This window comes from Dietzia sp. NPDC055877, assembly GCF_053615975.1.
Window position 1 is genome coordinate 38,951 of sequence record NZ_JBSHCV010000008.1, and the last position, 22,105, is coordinate 61,055.

General features: G+C 71.3%; 18 protein-coding genes. 5 read left to right on the forward strand and 13 right to left on the reverse strand.

Going from position 1 to position 22,105, the window contains the following annotated elements:
• Positions 1-14: 14 nt before the first annotated feature.
• From ACWGLC_RS10525 to ACWGLC_RS10535, 3 genes are read right to left on the reverse strand one after another with little or no spacing between them, the layout of a single operon-like run.
• A complete protein-coding gene (locus tag ACWGLC_RS10525; RefSeq protein ID WP_452099864.1) occupies positions 15-779 on the reverse strand; it encodes an ABC transporter permease in 765 nt (254 codons plus the stop codon).
• A complete protein-coding gene (locus ACWGLC_RS10530; protein ID WP_452099865.1) occupies positions 776-1,690 on the reverse strand; it encodes an ABC transporter ATP-binding protein in 915 nt (304 codons plus the stop codon). The genes ACWGLC_RS10525 and ACWGLC_RS10530 overlap by 4 nt, the downstream gene beginning before the upstream one ends.
• A gap of 48 nt (positions 1,691-1,738) precedes the next feature.
• Positions 1,739-2,290, reverse strand: a complete 552-nt coding sequence (locus tag ACWGLC_RS10535; RefSeq protein WP_452099866.1) for a hypothetical protein — start codon at positions 2,288-2,290, stop codon at positions 1,739-1,741.
• A 127-nt stretch (positions 2,291-2,417) separates the two neighbouring features.
• Here ACWGLC_RS10535 and ACWGLC_RS10540 point away from each other — a divergent pair, with 127 nt between their 5' ends.
• Positions 2,418-3,095, forward strand: coding sequence for a DUF1707 SHOCT-like domain-containing protein (locus tag ACWGLC_RS10540; protein ID WP_452099867.1), 678 nt, complete (start codon positions 2,418-2,420; stop codon positions 3,093-3,095).
• 95 nt (positions 3,096-3,190) lie between these two features.
• Here the strand turns inward: ACWGLC_RS10540 and thiG are convergent, their stop codons facing one another.
• The 3 genes from thiG to thiO form a co-directional block, all read right to left on the reverse strand.
• Entirely contained in the window at positions 3,191-3,961 is a 771-nt protein-coding gene (gene thiG, locus ACWGLC_RS10545) for a thiazole synthase (RefSeq protein WP_295647757.1), read from the reverse strand.
• Between the two features lie 133 nt (positions 3,962-4,094).
• Positions 4,095-4,295 carry a sulfur carrier protein ThiS gene (thiS, locus tag ACWGLC_RS10550; RefSeq protein ID WP_295647725.1) on the reverse strand — a complete coding sequence of 67 codons (201 nt, stop codon included), beginning with the start codon at positions 4,293-4,295 and terminating at the stop codon, positions 4,095-4,097.
• Positions 4,296-4,336: 41 nt separating this feature from the next.
• Positions 4,337-5,554: a glycine oxidase ThiO gene (gene thiO / locus ACWGLC_RS10555; RefSeq protein WP_452099868.1), complete on the reverse strand. Its 1,218-nt coding sequence runs from the start codon at positions 5,552-5,554 to the stop codon at positions 4,337-4,339.
• A gap of 39 nt (positions 5,555-5,593) precedes the next feature.
• On the opposite strand from thiO, the gene ACWGLC_RS10560 reads away from it, so the two are divergent.
• Complete coding sequence (locus ACWGLC_RS10560) at positions 5,594-6,433, forward strand: thiamine phosphate synthase (RefSeq protein WP_452099869.1); 840 nt, start codon at positions 5,594-5,596, stop codon at positions 6,431-6,433.
• A gap of 164 nt (positions 6,434-6,597) precedes the next feature.
• On the opposite strand, the gene ACWGLC_RS10565 is transcribed toward ACWGLC_RS10560, so the two are convergent.
• Positions 6,598-8,502 carry an alkaline phosphatase D family protein gene (locus ACWGLC_RS10565; protein WP_452099870.1) on the reverse strand — a complete coding sequence of 635 codons (1,905 nt, stop codon included), beginning with the start codon at positions 8,500-8,502 and terminating at the stop codon, positions 6,598-6,600.
• Between the two features lie 132 nt (positions 8,503-8,634).
• Positions 8,635-9,726: an NUDIX domain-containing protein gene (locus tag ACWGLC_RS10570; protein WP_452099871.1), complete on the reverse strand. Its 1,092-nt coding sequence runs from the start codon at positions 9,724-9,726 to the stop codon at positions 8,635-8,637.
• A 164-nt stretch (positions 9,727-9,890) separates the two neighbouring features.
• Here ACWGLC_RS10570 and ACWGLC_RS10575 point away from each other — a divergent pair, with 164 nt between their 5' ends.
• Genes ACWGLC_RS10575 through ACWGLC_RS10585 form a run of 3 tightly spaced genes read left to right on the forward strand, consistent with a single transcriptional unit; the run spans position 9,891 to position 14,937 of the window.
• Positions 9,891-11,288: a hypothetical protein gene (locus tag ACWGLC_RS10575; RefSeq protein WP_452099872.1), complete on the forward strand. Its 1,398-nt coding sequence runs from the start codon at positions 9,891-9,893 to the stop codon at positions 11,286-11,288.
• Entirely contained in the window at positions 11,285-12,442 is a 1,158-nt protein-coding gene (locus ACWGLC_RS10580; protein WP_452099873.1) for a glutamate ABC transporter substrate-binding protein, read from the forward strand. The genes ACWGLC_RS10575 and ACWGLC_RS10580 overlap by 4 nt, the downstream gene beginning before the upstream one ends.
• On the forward strand, positions 12,439-14,937 hold the full coding sequence (locus ACWGLC_RS10585; protein WP_452099874.1) for a tetratricopeptide repeat protein: 2,499 nt from the start codon (positions 12,439-12,441) through the stop codon (positions 14,935-14,937). The genes ACWGLC_RS10580 and ACWGLC_RS10585 overlap by 4 nt, the downstream gene beginning before the upstream one ends.
• 70 nt (positions 14,938-15,007) lie before the next feature.
• Here ACWGLC_RS10585 and ACWGLC_RS10590 read toward each other — a convergent pair whose 3' ends face one another.
• The 5 genes from ACWGLC_RS10590 to egtD form a co-directional block, all read right to left on the reverse strand.
• A complete protein-coding gene (locus ACWGLC_RS10590; protein WP_452099875.1) occupies positions 15,008-16,225 on the reverse strand; it encodes an acetate/propionate family kinase in 1,218 nt (405 codons plus the stop codon).
• The gene (gene pta, locus ACWGLC_RS10595; RefSeq protein WP_452099936.1) at positions 16,222-18,579 is read right to left on the reverse strand and encodes a phosphate acetyltransferase; all 2,358 of its coding nucleotides are present in this window, start codon (positions 18,577-18,579) and stop codon (positions 16,222-16,224) included. The genes ACWGLC_RS10590 and pta overlap by 4 nt, the downstream gene beginning before the upstream one ends.
• Positions 18,580-18,773: 194 nt before the next feature.
• A complete protein-coding gene (locus tag ACWGLC_RS10600) occupies positions 18,774-20,054 on the reverse strand; it encodes a DUF222 domain-containing protein (RefSeq protein WP_452099876.1) in 1,281 nt (426 codons plus the stop codon).
• A gap of 59 nt (positions 20,055-20,113) precedes the next feature.
• Positions 20,114-20,896 (reverse strand): hypothetical protein, encoded by a 783-nt coding sequence (locus ACWGLC_RS10605; protein WP_452099877.1) that lies wholly within the window; start codon positions 20,894-20,896, stop codon positions 20,114-20,116.
• Positions 20,897-21,119: 223 nt separating this feature from the next.
• Entirely contained in the window at positions 21,120-22,082 is a 963-nt protein-coding gene (gene egtD, locus ACWGLC_RS10610; RefSeq protein WP_452099878.1) for an L-histidine N(alpha)-methyltransferase, read from the reverse strand.
• Positions 22,083-22,105: the final 23 nt, after the last annotated feature.

Consider the following 22,105-nt stretch of genomic DNA (forward strand, 5'->3'; position numbering starts at 1 on the left):
CGCGGGGGCCGGGATCAGGCGTCGCGGCGCAGGGTCACCACCAACCCCACGACCCACAGGGCAATACACACCGCGGCGAACCAGGCGAACGCCGGCCACTGGCCCCAGGTGACGAACCCGCGCATGGCTTCGCCCTGCGTCCAGTAGTCACCGTTGGAGAACGGCATCCAGGCGGCGATATCCTGGCCGATCCTGGGGATCAGCGAGACCATGCCCTCGACCGCCAGGATCCACACGAGGAACAACGAGATCGTGCCGGCCGCGTTACGCATCAGGTACGCCAGGCCCATCACCGCGACCGTGCCCAGCGCGGAATAAACCGGGAAGCGCCACAGCAGCGTCAGCCCCTCTCCGGAGAACGGGGTCCACTCGTCGTTGCCGGACAGCACGCCCGCCACGAGAAGCGAGACGATCACCGCGACGGCCACCACGATCATCGACAGCACGACGAACAGCACCGTCTTGGCCACCACGGCCGGCCACCGCGCGGGCGTGACCAGGAAGGTCGACCGGATCGTGTGGTAGCGGTACTCGCCGGTGACCGCGACGATCGCCGCGATCCACACCAGCAGCACCGTGAAGGCGCTGACGCCTGTGATCGCGAACAGCGGTGAGCTCCCGCCACCCGGTGCGCCCGCGACCGGCTCGCCGCCCGAGGACTGCTCGAGCTGGCCCAGGAGAACGGCGATCCCCAGCGCGAGGGCGATCCCGATCCCGTACAGCCAGTAGGCGCTCTTGGTGGTGGTGACCTTGATCCACTCGGACTTGAGAAGGTTCATCGGGCGGACTCCTGACCGTGGTACTCGACGTCCTGGTCGGTGAGGGCCATGAAGGCCTCCTCCAGCGACGCCCGCTTCTCGTGTAGTTCGTGGATCGTGATCCCCAGGCTGGCGGCGAGATCGCCCACCTGGCGGGCGCTCTGACCGTCGATCAGAAACACGCCCTGCTGCGCGTCGAAGTTGGCATTGACCCCCTCCTCGCGCGCCGCCGACGCGAACTCGTCAACGTGCGGGGTACGCAGAACGACCGCCGAGCTGGCCTGGGAGAGGAACTCCTCGACCGACGTCTGGGCGCGCAGCTGACCGCGGCCGATCACCACGAGGTCCTGCGCGGTCTGCGCCATCTCCGACAGCAGATGCGAGGACACCAGCACCGTGCGGCCCTCCGCCGCGCGGGCGTGCATGAACCGGCGGATCCAGAGGATGCCCTCCGGGTCCAGGCCGTTGACTGGCTCGTCGAACATGAGGATCTCGGGATCGCCGAGCATGGCCGTGGCCAGGCCCAGGCGCTGGCGCATACCCAGTGAGTAACCGCCGACCTTTCGACCGGCGACGTCGGCGAGACCGACCAGGGTCAGCACCTCGTCGACTCGCGAGACGGGAATGTCCGCCGCCGCGGCGATCATCTTCAGATGTGAGCCGGCGGAACGGTTGGCGTGGGTCCAGGACGCGTCGAGCAGACAGCCCACCGTCCGCGCGGGAGCGTCCAGCTCCCGGAACGAGACACCGTTGACCAGCGCTTCCCCTGAAGTAGGAGTGTCAAGACCGACGATCATGCGCATCGTCGTGGACTTTCCGGCCCCGTTCGGGCCGAGGAATCCGGTGACGACACCTGGTCGCACCGAGAAGGAGAGGTCGTCGACGGCGGTGGCCGCGCCGAAGCGTTTGGTGAGATTCCGTACCTCGATCATGGGGTCCAGTGTGCCTGCCCCGGCGGCGTGACAGGGAGCCGCCCTTCATCAACCGCCGTACATCAACAGGAGTTGGTCCATCACCGCGGCCACTCCCTCGGGCGCCGTGGGCTCGAGGGATGCGGGGGCCGAGTAGTTGACATTCAACGTCAGGTCGTCGTTCCGCAGGATGTACCTCGCCATGCCCGGCGAATCGTAGAAGACCTCGACTTCTTGGCCGTTATCCAGGGTTGTGACCTCGTTCGCCGGGTCCGCAGGGGTCTGGCCCTCGACCCAGTAATAGAGACTGGTCTCGCTGTACGGGCCCTCCTCCCAGGTGCACGTGGGCGAGGAACTGGCCCCTCGACCCCGAACCAGGTCGGCGGGATCCAAGGAGAGTCCGACCAGGAACGACTCATCCAGTCCGCACGGATCGATGTCCTCGGTGTTCGGCGCCTCGCTCACGCTCTCGGTGACGGTCTCGCCGTTCTGCGTGTGCGTGACCTCCGAGACAACGCACCCGCTCGTCAGGAGGACAGCCAGTGACGCGACCGGGACGAATCTCGTTCCGCGCACGCGGCGTCGCAGCGGTCCCGGAACAGGATTCGTGGCAATGTTCACGGTCCTTATTATGCTGCATTCTCCTCGCCGATCGGCGGTTCTCGACGCGGGGCACGGCGGTGGCAGTGAACGGGTATCCGATGCGCACCGGGCCCGCGGCCCGGCTTGCGGAGCCTAAACTCTCAGCATGGACGACGACGCCACCTCGGACCCCGACCACATCACCGCGGTGCGGGCCTCGGATGCCGAGCGCCACGAGACCGCCCGGATCCTGCAGGAGGCCTTCTCCGAGGGTCGGCTCACCGTCGCCGAGTTCGACGAACGCACCACCCAGGCCTACCGGGCACTGTTCCGGGCCGACCTCGCTGAGCTGACGGTCGACCTCTCGCCGGCCCGGCGGCAGTTCGACCCCCGACCGGCTCCAGAGTCCGACGTGCGCCCCGAGCCGCGCCACGACTGGATGCCCGCGAACCGCGTGAGCGGCCAGCCCGGCACCAGCGCGTCGGTGGCGGTGATGAGCGGATGCGAGCGCTCCGCCGTGTGGACCATCGCCGACTCCCACACCGCGGTGGCGGTCATGGGCGGCATCTCGATCGACCTGCGGGAGGCCGACCTGCAGTCGCGGGAGACCACCATCCGCGCGTTCGCCGTGTGGGGCGGGATCGAGATCATCGTCCCCGACGACATCCACCTCGTGATGGACGGGTTCGGCCTGATGGGCGGGTTCGCCGAGGACCGAAGCACCTGGAAGGAGGACCCGCGGCCGGTACGGCAGGCCCCGCCCGGAGCGCCGACCGTCCGGGTGACCGGCCTGGCGCTGATGGGCGGCGTCGGGGTGCGACGCGTGCCGCGCCCGGAGCGCTGACCGGCGCCGACGCACCCGCTCCGGCGGTGGACCGGCCTCGCTGACCGGCGCCGACGCACCCACCCCGCCGGGCACGCCGGGCCCCGCCCGGAGCGTCAGTCGATCGGCGGGCTCGAGGCCTGCGCCCAGAACCGCTTGGGGATGCGGCCGGCCAGCCTGGCGGCGTGCCCGGCACGGACGGCCTCGCGCATCGCGGCGGCCATGAGCGGCGGGTTCTCGGCCCGGGTCACGGCGGTGGCCAGCAGGACGCCGTCGCAGCCGAGCTCCATGGCCAGGGCCGCATCGGAGGCGGTGCCGATCCCGGCGTCGCAGATCACCGGCACGCCGGCACGCTCGACGATCATCTCCAGGTTGTGCGGGTTGGAGATGCCCAGCCCGGTGCCGATCGGCGCGCCCAGCGGCATGACCGCCGCGCAGCCCACGTCCTCGAGACGGCGGGCGAGCACGGGGTCGTCGGTGGTGTAGGGCAGGACGACGAAACCGTCATCGACCAGGTCTTCCGCCGCCTCGACGAGTTCGATCGCATCCGGCAACAGGGTGCGCTCGTCGGCGATCACCTCGAGCTTGACCCAATTGGTGCCCAGCGCCTCGCGAGCCAACCGGGCGGTCTTGACCGCCTCGGCCGCGCCCCGGCAGCCGGCCGTGTTGGGTAGGGCGCGTATGCCGAGCTCGCGCAGCATCCCCAGCAGGCCCGGCCCGCCGGCGCCCAGCCGCATGTCGACCTTACGGATCGAGACGGTCGTCAGCGCGGTGCCGGAGGCGATGAGCGCCTCGCGCAACACCTCCTGGTTTCCGGCCCCGCCCGTGCCGGTGATGAGCCGCGAGCTGATCTCCTCGCCCGCGATCACCAGCGGCGAGTCCAGCACCGCGGCGACCTGCGAGGCGACGTTCGGGTCGAGGGACGCCCCGCTCGGCGCGGTGGCCACGGAACCCGCCACCGAACTCGACACGGAACTCGACCCGGAACCTGCGGCGGAGACTGCGGCGGCGCCGGCCGGGTCAGCCACCCTGGACCGCCGTGAGGATGTCCACCTCCGCGCCGGCGCCCAGCGGGGTGTCGTCCCAGCTCGAGCCGGGCACAACCATGCCGTTCACAGCGATGGCCACACCATCGTCGGGCAGGTCCATCGCGGTGACCAGGGTGCGGACGGTGGCGCCGTCGGTGAGCGTGCGGTCCTCACCGTTGACGGTGACGATCATGAAGCCTCCTGGATACGACAAGTGCCTGTCCACCACGGTAGTCACCCGCGGCGGAACCTGTCGGCCCGGGCCGCCCGCGCCGCCTCCGGGACGGGCGCCCCCTGCAGTTCTGCCGCCACGGTGGCCGCGGTGATCGGGGTCAGTGCGATTCCGTTGCGGCCGTGCCCGGTGGCGTGGATGAGCCGCGGGTCGTCGGGGTCGACGCCGAGGATCGGCAGGTTGTCCGGCGTCATGGGCCGTAGCCCGGCGATCATCTCCGCCAGTTCGTACTCGCCGATGCCGGGGAAGATCGTCTCGGCGTCGGCCAGCAGGTCGCGCACGCCGGCCACGGTGACCTGCCGGTCATCGCCGTGCTCGTACTGCGTGGCGCCCACCACGAGTCCGCCGTCGCGCGGCACGAGGTACAGCGGCCGCCCCCGCACGAACGCCCGGACAACTCCCCGCGGTGGGTCCTCGCAGCCGGGCCTGGCCCGCAGCCGCAGGACCTCCCCCTTGACGGGCCGGATCGGCAGCCCGGCGAGAACCGCGGAGCCGGAGCCCGCGGCCAGGACGACGCGGTCGGCGTCGATGTCGTCGTCCAGCGAGGTCACCTCCTTGCGCACCCACGTCACCCCCTCTGCGCGGCAGGCCCGGGTCAGCGCGGCGAGCAGGATCCGGTTGTCGACGGCGCCCTCGGAGTCCATCCGGTAGGCGGCGCGCGCGACGCGCGCCAGGGAGGGCTCGGCCTCGCGCAGTTCGCGGCGGGTGACGCGCCGCAGGTCGGCGTCGTTGATTCCCCCGACGACGACGTCGTTGCCCAACGCCCACGACATCGCCATGTCCAGGTCGCGCGCGTCCGCGTCGTCCACGGCGAGCATGTGCGTGTGGGTGGCACTGCGGATCGGCGGGCCGGGCGGCGTGTGCGGTTCCAGTGCGCTCAGCATCTCCGGCCATCGGCGCAGTGAGGCCACACCCAGCGCGAAGACGGACTCCTCGCCCGGCCAGGCCTCACTGAACGGGGCGAGCATCCCGCCGGCCACCCAGCCCGCGCCGGAGGTGGGGACGCCGTCGGGGCCGGAGTCGTCGGGCTCGTGGACCACGACCTCGGAGGCCAGGCCCGAGCGGGCGATCGTCCAGGCGCAGGCCAGGCCGATCACCGAGCCGCCGATCACCACGACCCGGCGGGCCCCGACACCGGCGGCGCCGGTATCGGCATCGTCGGCGGTCTCGCGGATGGCCTCGGCGGCCGCTGGGTCGGCGATGGGGTCGGGCGCGTTCATGACGGCCAGCCTAGTGGGGCGTGGCCTACGGTTGAGCCCATGACCTCCCGCGCCGCCAGCCTTCGCGCCCGCCTCGCCGATGCCCGCCTCTACCTCTGTATTGACGCGCGACGGCATCTCGACGATCAGGCCCGCGAGCAGGGCTGGACGGGCGAGTATCCGGCGCTGCGGCGTGACGTTACCGCCGCGCTGGCCGGCGGGGTGGACCTCGTGCAGCTACGGGACAAGAACTCGGGCGGTGAGCGGGAGCAGGGTCCGCTGGAGGCCGGGCACGAGCTTCAGGCTCTGGCCGTCATGCGCGAGGTGTGCGACGCCCATGGCGCGCTGCTGTCGGTCAACGATCGCGCCGACATCGCCGCGGCCGCCGGCGCCGACATCCTGCACATCGGCCAGGACGACCTCCCGGAGGAATGGGCGCGCCGGATCATCGGCGACGACATGATTCTCGGCATCTCCTGCCATGCGTCCGACGAGGTCGACGCCGCCGCCGCGGACCCGCTGTTCGATTACTTCTGCACCGGGCCCGTCTGGCCCACGCCCACCAAGCCGGGACGGCACGCTCCCGGGCTGGAGCTGGTGCGGCACGCCGCCGGGCTCGGCAGCCGTGCAGGTGCGGGCGCGGAGACTGGAGCAGGTGCGGGCGCTGACGCGGATGCTGACGCGGGGGCAGGCATTGACGCGGGCGCGGCTGCGGCGGCAGGCATTGTCGCGGGCGCGACTGCGGCGGGGAAGCCGTGGTTCGCGATCGGCGGGATCGATTCCGACAACCTGGGCGAGGTGCTGGCCGCGGGCGCGAGCCGGGCCGTGGTGGTCCGCGCGATCACCGACGCCGCCGACCCCACTGCCGCCGCCCGCCGGTTGCGCGACGCCCTCGGCTGACCGCCCACGACCGCAGCCCGCCGGACCGCCCGGCTGCCGGCCGCTGGCCGCTGGCGAAACCTTGTTGGCACCACTGCGAAGATTCGCCTCGATCCTCAACGTGGTGCCGACGCTTCTCGCAGCCATGCAGACAAAGTTCCCGGGCGGGGCGCGAAACGCTTCCGCTACCCGGTGAGATCCTTGGTCACCGTGCGACGAAGCACCTGACGTGGCTTGCGCTCGAGGGAATCGCCGTCTTGTCGTCGTGCCCTCGGGCTCGTCCCGCCCTGCCGCGGTGCGCCACCGCCGCGCTCACCGCCCCGCTCGCCACCGCCGCGCTCGCCACCCTCGGCCCCGCCGCCACCGCGCCGGCCCCACGAGTCCGGCGCCAGGTTCGGCACCAGCGTCAGCAGCTTCCCGAGGCCGCGTGCGGGCCACTCCACGACGGCGTGGTCGACCTGCACGGACGCGCGACGGCCGCGCAGGACGAGGGTCATGACGCCGTTGTCGAACCACACCCCGTCCGTCACCCGCCACCGCACGGCGGGTTCGCGCACGCCGACCGCTCGGGCCAGACGGCGCGTGAGCGCGGGCACCGGCTCCCGCACCGACAGGCGGTTCACCACGCGGATGGGCTGGTGCAGCGGATTCCGGAACGGCGACATGACCAGCTGGTGTACACGCGTCGGCGAGTCGGCCGCGGCCGGGGCGGTGAGGTCGATCTCCTCGAGGTAGGAGCAGTGGACGTCGCCGCCGAGCATGAGGATCGATGCCGGCGCGCGCCCGCCCTCGCGAGCCGCGACCTCGGTGAGCAGGCCGACGAGGTCGTCGAAGCTGCTGCGGAACGCGGCCCAGTGCTCGAGGTCGACCGTCAGTCGTATCCACTCCCCGACCCGCGCGCTGACCGGCTTGTTCGGCCGATCCCGCGCCGTCACCTCGTTCCAACCCTCCACGTGATGCAGCGCCGGCAGCATGAACGCTGGCAACGACGAGCCGATCACCAGATGGTCCACGTCCGCGTCCAGGCAGGCGCGGCGCGTCCACTCCCACTCGCCGTCGTCCATCACGCGGCGATCCCCGGGCTCGAGGTGGCGGGAGGCGCGCACGTCGAGCATCACGACGCGCACCCGGCCGAAGTCGCGCTTGAAACTCCACTGGGAGGCGCCCCGCTCGCAGTCGGCGGCCACGGCGAAGTCGGACAGGATCCGCTCGCGCTCGGCGTCCGAGTCGGCCGTCCTGATCGCCTGGTAGACGGAGTTCTCGTCGAGCTCGTCCGGCGCCAGGTTGCCGAGGTGTTGGTAGACGAAGTAGCTGGCGAACGCCCCGATCACCCGGTCGCGCCACCACGGCTGCGCGGTCATCTCGCGGCGCCACGAGTGCGAGGAGTTCCAGTCGTCGCGCAGGTCGTGATCGTCGAGGATCATGCAGCTGGGCACCGTCGACAGTAGCCAGCGCACGTCCGGGTCCCGCCACGACTCGTGGTACAGCCACGAGTACTCCTCGAAGTCGCAGATCTCGCCGGAGACGTCGCGGTCGCCGCCCGCCCCGGCCGAGTCGCGCACCGCCTGCGGGCCGCCACCCGCGCGCCGACGCTCGGCCAGCCGCTCGGCGATCTCACGGCTGGGGATGTCGGCGTACACCTGGTCGCCGAGCAGCAGCATCGCGTCGGGCCAGTTGTCGTGGTCGGTGTGGGCCATCTGATGCGACAGCGCCACCAGCGCGTCCGCCCCGATCTTGCGCAGCGCCGCCGGGGTCTGGCTCTCGCCGCGCCGGCACGAGCCGAACGCCAGCCGCACCGTGTCGTCGGCGCGCGGCGTGCGGATCACGCTGGGTCGGTCCGGATCGAGCGGCCAGACGGTCCGGCCGTCGAGCTGCAGCTCGTACGGCGTCTCGACGCCCGCGCGCAGCTGCCGCAGGTGCAGGATCGCGAAGTGATGCCCGAACACGCCCCAGCTCGCCTCGGTGACCTCCTCGCCGCCGGCACGGATTGTCACCCTGCACGGGGCGGACACCTCGACCCACACCGTGGCATCGGTGGCGTCGACGTACCGCAGCAGCGGGCCGACGAGGATCTCGGGACGCGGACTCATGCCGACCAGTGTGCACGCGCGCGACGCGGACGGCCCTCGGATCGGGGTGGGAAGGGGCGGCCCCGGGCAGGTGAGCGGCGCGGATAGGCGGCGCGCGACGAGCGTGGAAGGTCAGCGTGGAACGAGCGCGGGTCAGCCGAGTAGGGCGCGGGGCCCGACGACGACAACGCCCTCGGGCAACCGGGCCCGCAGTCCCCGATCGGCCGTCACGACCACCACTCGTCGAGGCCCGCCATCCAGCTCGGCGGCCAGGTCGACGATCGAGTCGTCGCCCTCGCCGGCGGCGCGGTGCACGACGAACGGCCCGGAGTGCTCGGCCGCGCGGGCGGCACCCTCGATCACGGCGTGCGCGCGGGCCACCCAGCCGAAACGGACCGGGTCGCCGGCGTCCGCCGGAAGTTCGAGGGTGCGGGGCATCCCGGCCCCCAGCTCGTCGAGAAGTGTGGCGGTGGCGCCGGCCCGGTCCTTCCACCAGCCGTTGGGCCGCGAGCCCAGCACGTTGGCCACGTCCACGACCAGCTCGACCGGCTCGGTGCGCAATCCGTCCGCCCAGGCGGCGGCGAACGCGGGCATCAGCGGCAACTCCGAGACCAGTGTCTCGGGCACCCAGCGCAGCTCGAGGCTCTCGTTGTTCGGCACCGTCTCCAGTGCACTGGGCGCGTCCGCCACGACGGTCGTGTACGTCCACTCCACCCGGTCCTCGGATATCTGCACGAGCGGTGGGATCGGTGAACCGCCCCGCGTGGGGGCATCGGGCTGCCCGGAGGAGGCCTGCGCCGCGGCCCCGGACGTGGACCGGGTGTCGGTGGTGGCGTTGTCGTCGTCGGACTCGGGGTGGTTCTGATCCGGGCGCAGGCGGCTCATCACCCGCGCCACATGCCGCATGTCCAGCCCCGGGCGGTGCCAGACCGTGCCCGGCATCCGGGAGGTCACCCGCTCGGCGCGGACCACCACGTCGGCGGGGCGGATCTCCGCCTCCTCCTCGGTCTCGCGCAGCGCGGCCACGGCCGCGTCCTCGTGCGAATCCCGCGCGCCGCCCGGCAGCGCCCACGTGTCGCCCGACGCCGTCCACACCGCGCGGTGCTGCAGCAACACCAGCGGGATGTCGGGGTCGGTGGGGTCGGCGGCGCGCAGCAACAACCCGGCCGCGCCGAAGCGCCCCCACCGGCGGTCGCCCGCGTCGGACACCACCCAGCCGTTGCCGTCTCCCTCTTGCACGACCACCGGCCGACCACCTTCCTGCGCGCTGCCCGCCCCACGGTTCGGGCGCGACCTTGCCTACTCGCCGACCAGTCTGCCCGACGCGGCGCCGCCACTTCACTAACCTGGGACACACTCCCGTCGGATCCGCGTCCCGGCGGGCCGGGACCGGGGAGGTGAACCACGCGATGAGCGCCCCCACCCTGCCCCGAGCCAAGTACCCCGCCGGCACCGGTTCCGGCGCGGAAGCGGAGTCCTCCACGCTCGTCCAACCCCGCCGCCACGTGCGCCGGCGCGCGGCCCGGATGTGGTCGGACGTGCTCACCACGCCCGGGCGGATGTCGGTGTTCGCGGTGCTGGCGATCATCGCGGTGCTGGCCGGCGGGATCGTCGCGTCCGGCACCATCACGCAGCGGCAGAGCCACCACGAGACGCTGCTCGCGGAGGTCGAGCCGGTCGCCAACGCCTCCCAGACCCTGTACAGCTCGCTGACCATCGCCGACTCCGCGGCCAACACGGCGTTCATCACCGGCGGGATCGAGCCGGCCGAGCTGCGCGACCGCTACCTGCAGGCCATCGCCTCCTCGTCGGCCGCGATCATCGCCGCCTCCCAGGGCCTCGACCGCACCGACTCCGAATCCATCGACCAGCTCGCCAACATCAACGCGCAGCTGGCCACCTACACCGGGCTCGTGGAGACCGCGCGCACCAACAACCGAGTCGCCAATCCGGTCGGCTCGGCGTACCTGGCGTCGGCGTCATCGCTGATGCAGGACACGATCCTGCCCGCCGCCGCCGACCTGTACGACCGGCAGTCCACATCCGTGGGAGAGTCGGACCGGGAGTGGTCATCGCCGCCGTGGGGGTCGTTCTTCCTGCTGGGGCTGGCGATCACCGTGCTGGTGGTGCTTCAGCAATGGCTGTGGCGGCTCACCGGGCGGCGGATCAATCCGGCGCTGGCGCTCGCGTCGCTGCTCATGGTGGCGACGATGCTGCTGACGATGATCGCCGGGTTCCTCGCCGCGAACGACAACGCGCGCGGGCTGTCCGAGGGGGCGGCGCCGATGAACGAGCTGACCCGGCAGCGGATCAACGCGCAGAAGGTGCGCGCGCAGGAGACGCTCAACCTGGTCCGGCGCACCGATCCGGAGGGCTCGGCCGCCGAACGCGCCGCCACGCTGGGCGGGGTGCGGGACACGCTCACGGTCTACCTGGGCGACGACGAGCCCGGCGGCGGCGCCGACATCAGCCTCGACGAGAACGGTGCGGTCACCGCGGCGATCGAATTCCTCGACCAGTGGGTGGCCGCCCAGAACCGGGCCGACTCGCTGTACCAGCAGGGCGACTACCAGGGCGCGATCAGCATCTCGTCCGGGCAGGAGGCCGGCGACTCGGGCGCGGCGTTCGACGAGTTCGACCAGTCGATGCAAGAGGCCATCGAGGAGGCGCGGGAGACGCTGCGCACCCGGATCGACAAGGCGCGCCGCACGTCGTCGGCCGGGCCGGATCTCATCATGGCGCTGTCCACGCTCGCCGCGTTCGCGGTCGTGGTGGGGGTCGCGCCGCGGATCAGGGAGTACCTGTGAATCGGCGGGGTGTGGTGCGGGTTGGCGATGTGTTGGGCGGCGCGATGCGGGGCGGCGCGGTGCGGGTTGGCGATGTGTTGGGCGGCGCGGCGCGGGGCCGCGTCGTGGTGGGCCGCGCCGTGCGGGGGCTGGTCGGGAGTGCGCTGGTGGCTGCGCTGGCGGTGACGAGCGCCTGTGGTGTCGACGACGACGAGGGCGGCCTCCCCGACGCCCCCGCGGACTCGACGTCGATCGACTCGGCCGACGCGGGGATCCCCGACGTCGACGCGGTGATGCCGCTACCCGCGGGGGCCGTGATCAGCACCGGAATCCCGGGTGAGCTGCCGGCGGAGGACGACTCCTGTAATCCCCTCGCCAGCCTGCGGCCCGACGACGCCGACCCGGAGGAACGCGTCCCCAAGATCATCGAGCGCGGGCGGCTCATCGTGGGCCTGGACCAGGGATCCAATCTGTTCTCCTTCCGCGACCCCGCCACCGGCGAGCTGACCGGCTTCGACGTGGACCTGGCGCGAGAGATCGCCGACGACATCTTCGGCAATCCCGACCAGGTGGAGTTCCGGTCGCTGACGTCGGCGAACCGCATCGAGGCGCTCGAGGACAACCAGGTGGATCTGGTCATCCGGTCGATGTCCATCACGTGTGAGCGGCGAGAGCAGGTGGCCTTCTCCGCCCCGTACTACCAGGCCTATCAGCGGGTGTTGGCGGTGCGCGGGTCCGGGATCGAGGACCTCGAGGATCTCGAGGGCAAGCGCGTCTGCGTGGCCTCCGGGACCACGTCCGCCGCGCGGCTGTGGGCGGAGCTGGACCGGATCACGGTGCTGTCGGTCAACACGTGGGCGGACTGCCTGGTGGCGATCCAACAGAACCAGGTCGACGCCATCACCACCGACGACGCGATCCTCGTGGGCATCACCGCCCAGGACCCGTACCTGGAGATCGTGGGCCCGCAGCTCGCGGCCGAGCCGTACGGGGTGGGGATCGCCAAGTCGACGCCGAGCCACAACACCGACGGGCTGGTCCGGCAGGTCAACTCGACCCTCGCGCGGATCCGCGCCGACGGCACGTGGAACCGCATGTACTCGACGTGGCTCTCCGGCCTGGGCTCGAGCCCCGGCATGCCGGCGCCGACCTACCTCCCGGAGCCGCAGCAATGAGCTACCGCAAGTGGGATGAGGGGCCTGAGGGCGACGAGCCCAGCGTCGGCACACAGGCCACGATGCACACGGAGGCCGTCACCGTGACCGGCTCCGTCGAGGCCACGGGGGGCACAGCGGCGACCGGGGGCGCCGGGGCGTCGGGCGGAATGGCGTCGACCGGTGGGATCTCGTCCACCGGGGGGATGGAACACACCGGCGCGATGGAGGCGACCGGGTGGATGCCGTCCACCGGCGGGATGGAACACACCGGCGCGATGCCCTCGACCGGCACCGTGGACGTCACGGGCGCGGTCTCCATGACCGGCTTCCTCGGGGACACCGACCCCGGCCGCCGGCACGAGGACGACGACCCCGAGCCCCTCACCGAAGCCGTGCCCGGCCCGGCGTCGTCGAGCCGCACGACCGACACCAGCCCCGGCGAGCGGTCGAGCACCGGCCCCTTCCGGCTGCGCCACCCCGACAAGCCGGAGGACAAGCCCAGTCTGGCCGCCGAGGGTCTGGTCGACCTGCCGTACATCATCCCGGTGGACCCCACCTCGGCCATGCTCACGCCCGACGAGATCGAAGCCGAGTGTGCTGCCTCGAACGGTCGTCTCCCCCGCCCCGAGCTGCGCTACGGCGACCTGGTGGCCGACCAGTACGAAGTCCGCGGCGCGCTCGCGCACGGCGGGATGGGCTGGATCTACCTCGCGGTCGACCACAACGTCTCCGACCGGTGGGTCGTCCTCAAGGGCCTGCTCCACGCCGATCAGGCCGAGGCGCAGGAGGTGGCCGTCGCCGAGCGGGAGATCCTCGCCGAGCTGTCCCACCCGTCGATCGTGCGAATCTACAACTTCATCCACGACGACTGGGCCACCTCACCCTCCCACGGCGGCTACATCGTCATGGAGTACGTCGGCGGCCCCAGCCTGCGGGACGTTCGGCGGTCCGCGCCCGGGCGGGTGCTGCCGGTCGAGAAGGCCATCGCGTACGTGCTCGAGGTCCTCCAGGCCCTGTCGTACCTGCACTCGGTGGGGCTGGTCTACAACGACCTCAAGCCCGAGAACATCATGCTCACCGAGGATCACGTGAAGCTGATCGACATGGGTGCCGTCTCCGGTGTCGGCGACTATGGTCACATCTACGGCACCCCCGGCTTCCAGGCGCCCGAGATCCCCGAGACCGGCCCCACGATCGCCTCCGACCTCTACACCGTCGGCCGCACCCTGGCGTCGCTGATCGTGAGACTGCCCGTGGTGGACGGCCGGTACGCGCACGGCATCCCCTCCCCCGTCGAAGAGCCCGTCTTCAGCCGGTACGACTCCCTGTACCGGTTCCTGCTGCGCTCCACCAACGACGACCCCACCATGCGGTTCCGCAGCGCGACCGGCATGGCCGGGCAGCTCATGGGCGTGCTGCGCGAGGTGTTGGCGCTACGTACCGGGGTTCCGCACCCTGCGTTCTCGCAGGTGTTCTCGCCCCAGCGATCGACGTTCGGCACTTTGTTCACCGTCGAGCCGACCGACTTCCTCGTCGACGGCCACGCCCGCGACACGACCCTCACCGGGGCCGAGCTCGTCGATGCCCTGCCCGTGCCGCTCATGGAATCCACCGACCCCGCGAGCCGGATCCTCGCCGCCACCTCGTACACCTCCGTCGAGCAGCGGATCGACACACTGCTCGAGCTGTACTCCGCCGAAGATTCGGAGGCGCGGGAGAGCGTGGGCGTCATCATGTCCCTCACCCGCGCCTACCTCGACAGCGGGGACCTCGCGGCCGCCGAGGCGTTGCTGGAGTCGAACTCGGACCGACTGGCATCGGAATGGCGGCTGATCTGGTACGTCGGGGTGATCGACCTCCTCAAGGGCAACCCGGTGGGGGCCTACCCGAAGTTCCAACAGGTGCTGACCGCCATGCCGGGCGAGAACGGCCCCAAGCTCGCACTGGCCGCGACCGCCGAGCTGATCCTCGACGTGTGCCCCGAGAGCGACCGCAACCGCTGGGCCCGCTCCAGCGAGCACTTCTACCGAACCGTGTGGTCGGTGGATCGCTCGGTGATCAGCTCCGCATTCGGCCTGGCCCGGCAATTGCAGCGACGCGGCGAGGTCGCGGCCGCCATCGCCGAACTCGACCGGGTCTCGCCCAGCTCCCGCTATTCCTCACTGGCCAGCCTGACCTCGATCCTGTTGCTGTGCCAGGGACGGCCGCTGGAGGAGACCGAGGAATCGCACCTCCGCGAAGCCGCCCGGCGGGTCAACTCGCTGCCCGCCGGCGAGCACCGCGCCTTCCAGATCCGGCTCACCGTGCTCACCACGGCCTTGGACTGGACCAAACTGCCGGGTAACGAGCCGTCGCCGTCGCCGCTCATGCGGGGGGTGCCGTTCACCGACTTCGGGCTGCGCAGCGGCGCCGAGACCGTGCTGCGCACGCTCGCCAGGTCCACCGAGACCCGCCAGCAGCGGTTCCGGCTGGTGGATCAGGCCAACAGCATCCGGCCGCGCACCCTGTTCTAGAGCCCTCGGACGTGTCGACGTTCGACGGGCCGACCTGGCCGGGGCCAGGTCGGCGGGTCAGGCCAGGGTGTCAGGCGTCGGGGCCGAGGCCGAGGACGTCGTCGCAGGCGCGGGCGATCGCCAGCTCCTCGTCAGTGGGAACGACGAGCACCTTCACGCGGCTGTCCGGAGCCGAGATGAGGCGTTCGCCGGAACCGTTCTCGTTGGCCTCCGCGTCGATCTGCACCCCCCAGTCCCCCATCGTGGACAGCGCGTCCGCGCGGAGCCGGGCGACGTTCTCGCCGACGCCGGCCGTGAACGTGATCGCGTCGACCTGACCGAGCACCGCCCAGTAGCCGCCGATATAGCGGCGCAGGCGATGGATCACCACGTCGTAGGCGAGGACGGCGTCGTCGTCGTTGTCGTCGACACGGGAGAGCAACTCGCGGAAATCACGCGCGCCCGACAGGCCCTCCAACCCGGACTGGCGGTTGAGCAGGGTCGAGACATCGCCCGGCGACATCCCGCGGTCCCGGATCAGGTGGATGATCAGGCCCGGGTCCAGGTCGCCGGGGCGGGTGCCCATGACCAGGCCCTCCAGCGGCGTCAGGCCCATGGAGGTGTCGACGGCGCGGCCCGCAGCGATCGCCGACGCCGAGGCGCCGTTACCGAGGTGGAGGACGATCTGGTTGAGCTCGTCGTAGGGACGGTCGAGGACGGCGGCCGTCCGACGGGAGACGAACTCGTGGCTGGTGCCGTGGAAGCCGTAGCGGCGCAGGTCCCAGCGGCGGGAGGTCTCGCGATCGATCGCGTACGTGTGGGCGGCGGCCGGCAGGGTGTGGAAGAAGCCGGTGTCGAACACCGCCACGTGCGGCAGGCCCGGGAGCAGCTCTCGGGCGACGCGGATGCCACGCAGGTTGGCCGGATTGTGAAGCGGGGCGAGGAGCTCGAGCTTCTCGATGTCCGCCTCGACCTCGGGGGTCACGAGGACCGGCTGGTGGAACTCCGGCCCGCCGTGGACCACGCGGTGGCCGATCGCCTCGACGCCCAGGTCCGTGGGGTGGACGTGCAACTCCCCGGCGAGCTCGAGGACGCGGCCGAGGGCGGCGGTGTGGTCCGGAAATGCCTCGTCGGCGGTGCGCTCGTCGGCCGACTCCCCGGTCATCGCGGTGCGGCGAACCGTGAGCGAGCCGGTCGGCTCACCGATCCGCTCGACCAGGGCCCATGCGAGTTCCTCTTCCCCGGCGGTGTCGAGGATCTGCAGCTTGAGCGAGGACGATCCGGAGTTGATGACGAGCACGCGGGTCATGAGCGGCTTCCGTTCTTGTCGGCGGGGCCGGAGGAGGTGTCACCGGAGGGGGCGGGGTTCTCGGCGACGCCCTGGGCCTGGACTGCCGTGATGGCGACCGTGTTGACGATGTCCTCGACCAGCGCGCCGCGGGACAGGTCGTTGATCGGCTTGCGCAGGCCCTGCAGGACCGGGCCGATCGCCACCGCGCCCGCCGTACGCTGTACGGCCTTGTAGGTGTTGTTACCGGTGTTGAGGTCCGGAAAAACCAGAACCGTGGCGCGGCCCGCGACCGGGGAGTCCGGCATCTTCTTCTTGGCGACGGTCGGGTCGATGGCCGCGTCGAACTGCAATGGACCGTCCACGAGGAGGTCGGCCGCGGAGGCGGACGAGTCGCCCGCCGCGGCGATCGCGGCAGCGGCGGGGTCGGAGCTGGCGTCCGGGTCGGTGGCGGGGTCGGAGCTGGCGTCCGGGTCGGTGGCGGGTTCGGAGCCGGGGTCCGAGTCGGTGGCTGGTTCGCCGTCGGCCGCGGAGTCACCGTCGGCCGCGGCCTCCGCGATACGCGAGCGCACGATGGCGGTGGCGTCACGGACCTTGTCCACGTCGGCACCGCTGCCGGAATCACCGGTGGAGTACGAGAGCAGCGCGACCCGGGGATCGATCCCGAACCGGGACGCCGTCTCCGCCGACGACAGCGCGATGTCGGCGAGCTGCTCGGCCGTCGGATCGGGCACGACCGCGCAGTCGCCGAAGGCCAGCACGTGATCCGACAGGCACATGAGGAACACGCTCGACACGGTCTTGACGCCCGGGCGGGTGCGGATGATCTCCAGCGCCGGACGGATGGTGTGCGCGGTGGTGTGGGCGGCGCCCGAGACCATGCCGTCGGCGAGCCCGGTGTGGACCATCATCGTGGCGAAGTAGGAGATGTCGAGAATGCGGTCGCGGGCCACGTCCATCGTCATGCCCTTGTGCTTGCGCAGCTCGGCGTACTCGACCGCGAACTTCTCGGCGTGCTCGCTCGTGCGCGGGTCGAGGAGCTGCGCGCCCGACAGGTTGATGCCCAACTCGTCGGCGCGGCGCCGGATGGCGTCCACATCTCCGAGGATCGTCAGATCGGCCACGTCACGACGGAGCAGACGACCGGCCGCGTGGAGGATGCGGTCGTCGTCGCCCTCGGGAAGGACGATGTGACGACGATCGGCACGCGCACGCTCCAGGAGCTGGTGCTCGAACATCTGCGGCGTCATCACGTCGGGGGTGTCGACGCGCAGGCGGGCGAGCAACTCCTCGGTGTCGACGTGCTTTTCCATCAGACTCAGCGCCGTCTCGACCTTGCGGCCCGAACCGGAGTAGACGCGGCCCTGGGTGTCCGCGGCGAGGCGCGCGGTGTCGTAGGTGCCGTGTTCGGTGCAGACGATGGGCAGCGTCGACCGCATGCCGTGGACCAGCCGATCCATGGCCTCGTTCGGCCGGAGCCCGCCGTTCCAGATCATCCCCGCCAGCGCGGGGAAGCCCTCGGCCGCGTGCGCGCCCATGATCGCCAGCACCGCATCCGTGCGGTCGGCCGGGACGATCACCACCATGCCGTCGACGAGACGCTCGAGAATCCGGTCGCCGGTCATTCCTCCGACCATCACCGCCATGACCTCGCGGTCCAGCAGCGCGGGATCGCCCGAGTACAGCGAGCCGCCCACCGCCTCCATGAGCTCACCCATCGTGGGCGCCGTGAGGAAGGGCAGGTTCGGAAGAGTCCAGGCGGGCACGTCGAGAGAGTCGAGCTCGGACTGGATCGCCTCGAGATCGTCGACATCGCACCGATTGGCGACCACGCCGATCGGGTGGGCATGGTCGGCCCGGAGCTGATCGAGCGTGAGGCGGGCGTTGGTGGCGATCTCCTCCGGCTCGCGACCCGAAGCGCGGAGGACCAGCAGGACGGGGGCGCCGAGATTCACCGCGAGTGTCGCGTTGAAATCGAACTCGGCGGGACTGGGCACTCCCGTGTAGTCGGTTCCGAGGATCACCACGACGTCACATTCGCGGGCCACCACCTGATATCGGTCGACGATCTCGGTGAGCGCCGCGTCGCGGTCCTCGTGGACGCGCGCGTTGGTGACGCCGATGCCGTCCTCGTAGTTGAGATCGACGGTGGTGTGCTGGAGCAGCATCTCGAGAATCCGGTCCCGGGTCGGCTCCTCACCGTTGGCGCGGGGCGCGACGGTGACAGGGCGGAAGACACCGACGCGCTGCACGGTGCCGGCGAGGATGCGCAGCAGCCCCAGCGCGACGGTGGACTTACCGGTGTCACCCTCGGGAGCGGCGACGAACACCGCCGACGACGAGAGCGGCGCCGCGCTCGACTGGGCGGGGATCATGAGTGCCGCGGCGTCCTGGTCGGGCGCGTCGGCGTCGGTCGATGCGGTCGGGCGGGAATCGGACTTGCTGGATTCGGGCACGAGGGCATTGTGTCAGCGCTCGCGAACTCCCACACCTTGTACCGTTCGGACTACCACACAAGCACACCCGACGAACGGGGAATCACCAGGTGTGCGCGCCGCGGAGTCGCGGATCAGGCGGCGGTGAGTCGATCGGTGCCTGGTGGCAGCCAGGTACAGCGGCCGGGCCTGTCCGGGTTCGCGATGGTTTTCCAACTGGACGGACTATCGCCGACGAAGCCGTGGTGGACATGACATCCGAGTGCACCGTTGGCGATGGTCGTCGGCCCACCTTTGGACCATTCGAGCACGTGGTGGAACTGGCTTCGCCTCGCCGGGACCGTGCAACCCGGGAAGGTGCACCCTCCGTGGGCGGCGTAGAGGACCAACCTCTGGATGGCCGATGCCAGCCTGCGCCCGGGGTGGGCGTCCACGTCGATGCGATGCAGCTCCTCGCGGCCGTCACGCAGCACGGAGACGAACCACGGCATGCCGCCGGCCATCGAGACGGCCTGGCGCACGCTGAGCTGGGTGCCGGAGTCGGTGCGGACGAGCGCGTGGGGATCCTCGAGTTGCTCGGGCGTCAGCCGGATCACAATCGTCGCGATGCCCTTGGGCCGGGCCGGGTCGACGGTCGAGCCCAGGGCCCACTGATGCACAAGCGCGTCGTGGGCACGCTGCTCGGGAGCCCGTTCGTCCGAGCCCGGCTCGCAGCCCACCGCCCCGCCGGGCCCGCCGAAGTCGCACAGCGCCCGCTCCACCAGGGCCCGGCCCCGCGGGGTGAGGGTCATGGTCAGCATGCTGGTGCCGTCCGACCGCACCGCACCCAGCCGCGCCGAGCGCTGACGCTCCTGGTGCTTCTCGCGGTCCTTTCCGCGATCGGGGCACAGCTCCGCGAGCCGGCGGGCGGCCTCGGCCCGTAGATCAGCAGGCGCAGCGGTGCGCGCGAAGTGCGTGAGCTCCTCGGCGAACCTGGTCTTGGCCGCGCCGCCCATCTTCCCGGGCAGCCCGGCGACCGCCTTGGCGATGATCCGTTCGTGCTCGCACGAGATCACTCCACGCGCGGCCGCCCGTCCGGCCGGCGTGGCCTGCCGACCTCCGGCCTCGATCCGGCCGTGCACCGTCCCCCGAGCGAGCCCCAGCTTCGCGGCGAGCAGCGCGGCCATTCCGCCCGGGCTGCGCCCCTTCTGCTGGTGCAACCCGGCCAACTCGGCCGTGGCCCGCGACCCCGCCGACTCGAGCCGCCTGGCCACGATCTCGGTCCGCGTCACCGCATCCGCCAACTGGTCGGCGTCGTAGCCCGCCCAGTCCACGGCACACAGCGTCTCGATGGAGGCCTCCAGGAACGCGAGTACGTCGTCCAACGGGGCCATGACGGCGCCCGGCCCGCTGGTGTCCCGCACTCCCTGTGTCATGCCCCACAACCTAGAACACACGTACGACACGACCTCATCGCCAGCGCGATCAGTGCAGGTCAGATGATGAAGTCGTTGTCGTCGTCGCCCCGGTCTTCACGCCCGACTACGCCCAGCTCCTCCCGCCGGCGCCGCACGTCCACGAACATCGCCGAGGCCCGCTCCGTCACCAGATTCCGTTCCACCTCCGCGAACCGCGGCATCCGCGCGTCGACCGCCGCGAGGTCCCGCCGCCCCAGGTCTCGCATCATCTGCTGGTAGAGCATCTCGAACTCGGCGAAATCGCTGACCCGCTCGGTCGCGAGCCGGCCGATGTGCGCATGCTCGCGCCCCTGGTCGCCGGCCGTCTTCACGATGCAGCGGACGGCGCTCAGCGCGATGCGGGCGTCCGCGGCGTCCGGCTCATCGTGATCGGTCGGCGGCCCGAGCGCGGTGGACAGCGCCTCGACGCAGTCGGCGATGGCCGTCAGGTCCTCCAGGAACGAGTCCAGCACGTCCCGGCCCGCCAGGAGCGCCGGTGCGTACAGCGCCGCTCTACGCCGGTCGGTGGCCCTACTGATCCTCTGGGCGATGGCCAGGACGTCCCGCCCGACGTCCTCGATCACCTCCTCGACCTGCTGCGCCTCAGCGAGAAGCTCGCGCGCCAGCCCCGGCGCCTCGCCCGGCCCGGGATGGCCGTAGGTCGTGTGCAGGTTGTGCCCGGGGGAGGTACGGCCGAGGCCATCAAGCCGATCGGGTCGATCGGGTCGATCGGAGCGATCGGAGCGATCGGCTCGATCAAAGCGATCTGGGCTATCGGGGCGATCCGGCTCGCCGGGATCAGGTTGGTCCGGTGACGTCATGGAGTACCCCCTTCGACAGCCGTCGCCGCAGGTGGCACGACGGGGCCGGCGACACAGCGCCGACAGCGGTGCGGGCGACGAGGTGTCGACGCCCAGCATGACATGCCGGAACCGCCTGAGGTCACAGCGATCCGAACGCCCACAACCTACGCCGCGGGTACGACACCACCTCGCCGCCGCGGGGAGAACCGCAGTTCAGTGCGAGTGTGCGCGAAGCCGGCACCTAGTCGACGACGACCACGCCCACCCCGAAGTCGCCCGCGGGGTCGGTCCAGACACTCGGGCGACCGAAACCGTGCCCGGAGAGTTCCTCGACCAGACCGTTCGCCCCGAACTTCCGCGCGATCTCGGTACGGATGCCCTCCCCGACCGCCAGTGTCCGCGCGAGCCCGAGACCGGGGAACTCGATCCGCACGTCGCGGACGGCCCGCAGCCACATCTCGATCCGACTCTCGCGCTCGTTCCACACGGCCTCGTGGCGGAAGTCGCGGGGATCGAGCCCCTCGCAGGGCACGGTCGCGGCGATCACGTCGAGCATGTTGAGGTTGAACTCGGCGGTGAGGCCGTCGGCGTCGTCATACGCGTCGACCAATCTCTCCGGCTTCTTGACCAGGTCGAAGCCCACCGCAAACCGATCGCCCGGATCCATGACGCCGCGCAGCATGGCGAAGAACTCGGCGCGCTCGGCCTCGGTGAAGTTGCCGACGGTCCCGCCGAGGAACAGCACCAGCCTCCCACCCGGCTCCCCCGGCAACGGCCCGTCGAGCGCGAGGAAGTCCCCGACCACCGGCTCGACCCTCAGACCCGGGTAGTCGGCGGCGAGCGACCGCGCCGAGTCCTCGAGCATCTCGGTGCTGATGTCCACGGGCACGTACGTCGCGCCGCCCTCCCGGCCGGCCAGCACGTCCAGCAGCACGCGCGTCTTCTCGCACGTACCGGCCCCCAGCTCGACGAGGGTGGTGGTGTCGCTGACGATCTCGGCCGCCCGCTCGCGCAGGATCTCCGCCTCCGCCCGCGTGGGGTAGTACTCCTCCAGCCGGGTGATCCGATCGAAGAGCACGCTGCCCTTCTCGTCATAGAACCAGCGCGGCGGCACGGTCGGCGGATCGTCGAAGAACCCCGCGAGCAGATCAGCCTCCAGGGCCGCGGTGTCCGCGGGGTCGGCGACGGGCTTCGTCGTCGTCATCCTCCCGGCCTCACGCGCCCGCG

Coding starts and splice junctions, on each gene's coding strand:
- ACWGLC_RS10525 (WP_452099864.1), bottom strand. CDS start 779: ATGAACCTTCTCAAGTCCGAGTGGATCAAGGTCACCACCACCAAGAGC.
- ACWGLC_RS10530 (WP_452099865.1), bottom strand. CDS start 1,690: ATGATCGAGGTACGGAATCTCACCAAACGCTTCGGCGCGGCCACCGCC.
- ACWGLC_RS10540 (WP_452099867.1), top strand. CDS start 2,418: ATGGACGACGACGCCACCTCGGACCCCGACCACATCACCGCGGTGCGG.
- thiS (WP_295647725.1), bottom strand. CDS start 4,295: ATGATCGTCACCGTCAACGGTGAGGACCGCACGCTCACCGACGGCGCC.
- thiO (WP_452099868.1), bottom strand. CDS start 5,554: ATGAACGCGCCCGACCCCATCGCCGACCCAGCGGCCGCCGAGGCCATC.
- ACWGLC_RS10560 (WP_452099869.1), top strand. CDS start 5,594: ATGACCTCCCGCGCCGCCAGCCTTCGCGCCCGCCTCGCCGATGCCCGC.
- ACWGLC_RS10565 (WP_452099870.1), bottom strand. CDS start 8,502: ATGAGTCCGCGTCCCGAGATCCTCGTCGGCCCGCTGCTGCGGTACGTC.
- ACWGLC_RS10575 (WP_452099872.1), top strand. CDS start 9,891: ATGAGCGCCCCCACCCTGCCCCGAGCCAAGTACCCCGCCGGCACCGGT.
- ACWGLC_RS10585 (WP_452099874.1), top strand. CDS start 12,439: ATGAGCTACCGCAAGTGGGATGAGGGGCCTGAGGGCGACGAGCCCAGC.
- ACWGLC_RS10590 (WP_452099875.1), bottom strand. CDS start 16,225: ATGACCCGCGTGCTCGTCATCAACTCCGGATCGTCCTCGCTCAAGCTG.
- pta (WP_452099936.1), bottom strand. CDS start 18,579: ATGATCCCCGCCCAGTCGAGCGCGGCGCCGCTCTCGTCGTCGGCGGTG.
- ACWGLC_RS10600 (WP_452099876.1), bottom strand. CDS start 20,054: ATGACACAGGGAGTGCGGGACACCAGCGGGCCGGGCGCCGTCATGGCC.
- ACWGLC_RS10605 (WP_452099877.1), bottom strand. CDS start 20,896: ATGACGTCACCGGACCAACCTGATCCCGGCGAGCCGGATCGCCCCGAT.
- egtD (WP_452099878.1), bottom strand. CDS start 22,082: ATGACGACGACGAAGCCCGTCGCCGACCCCGCGGACACCGCGGCCCTG.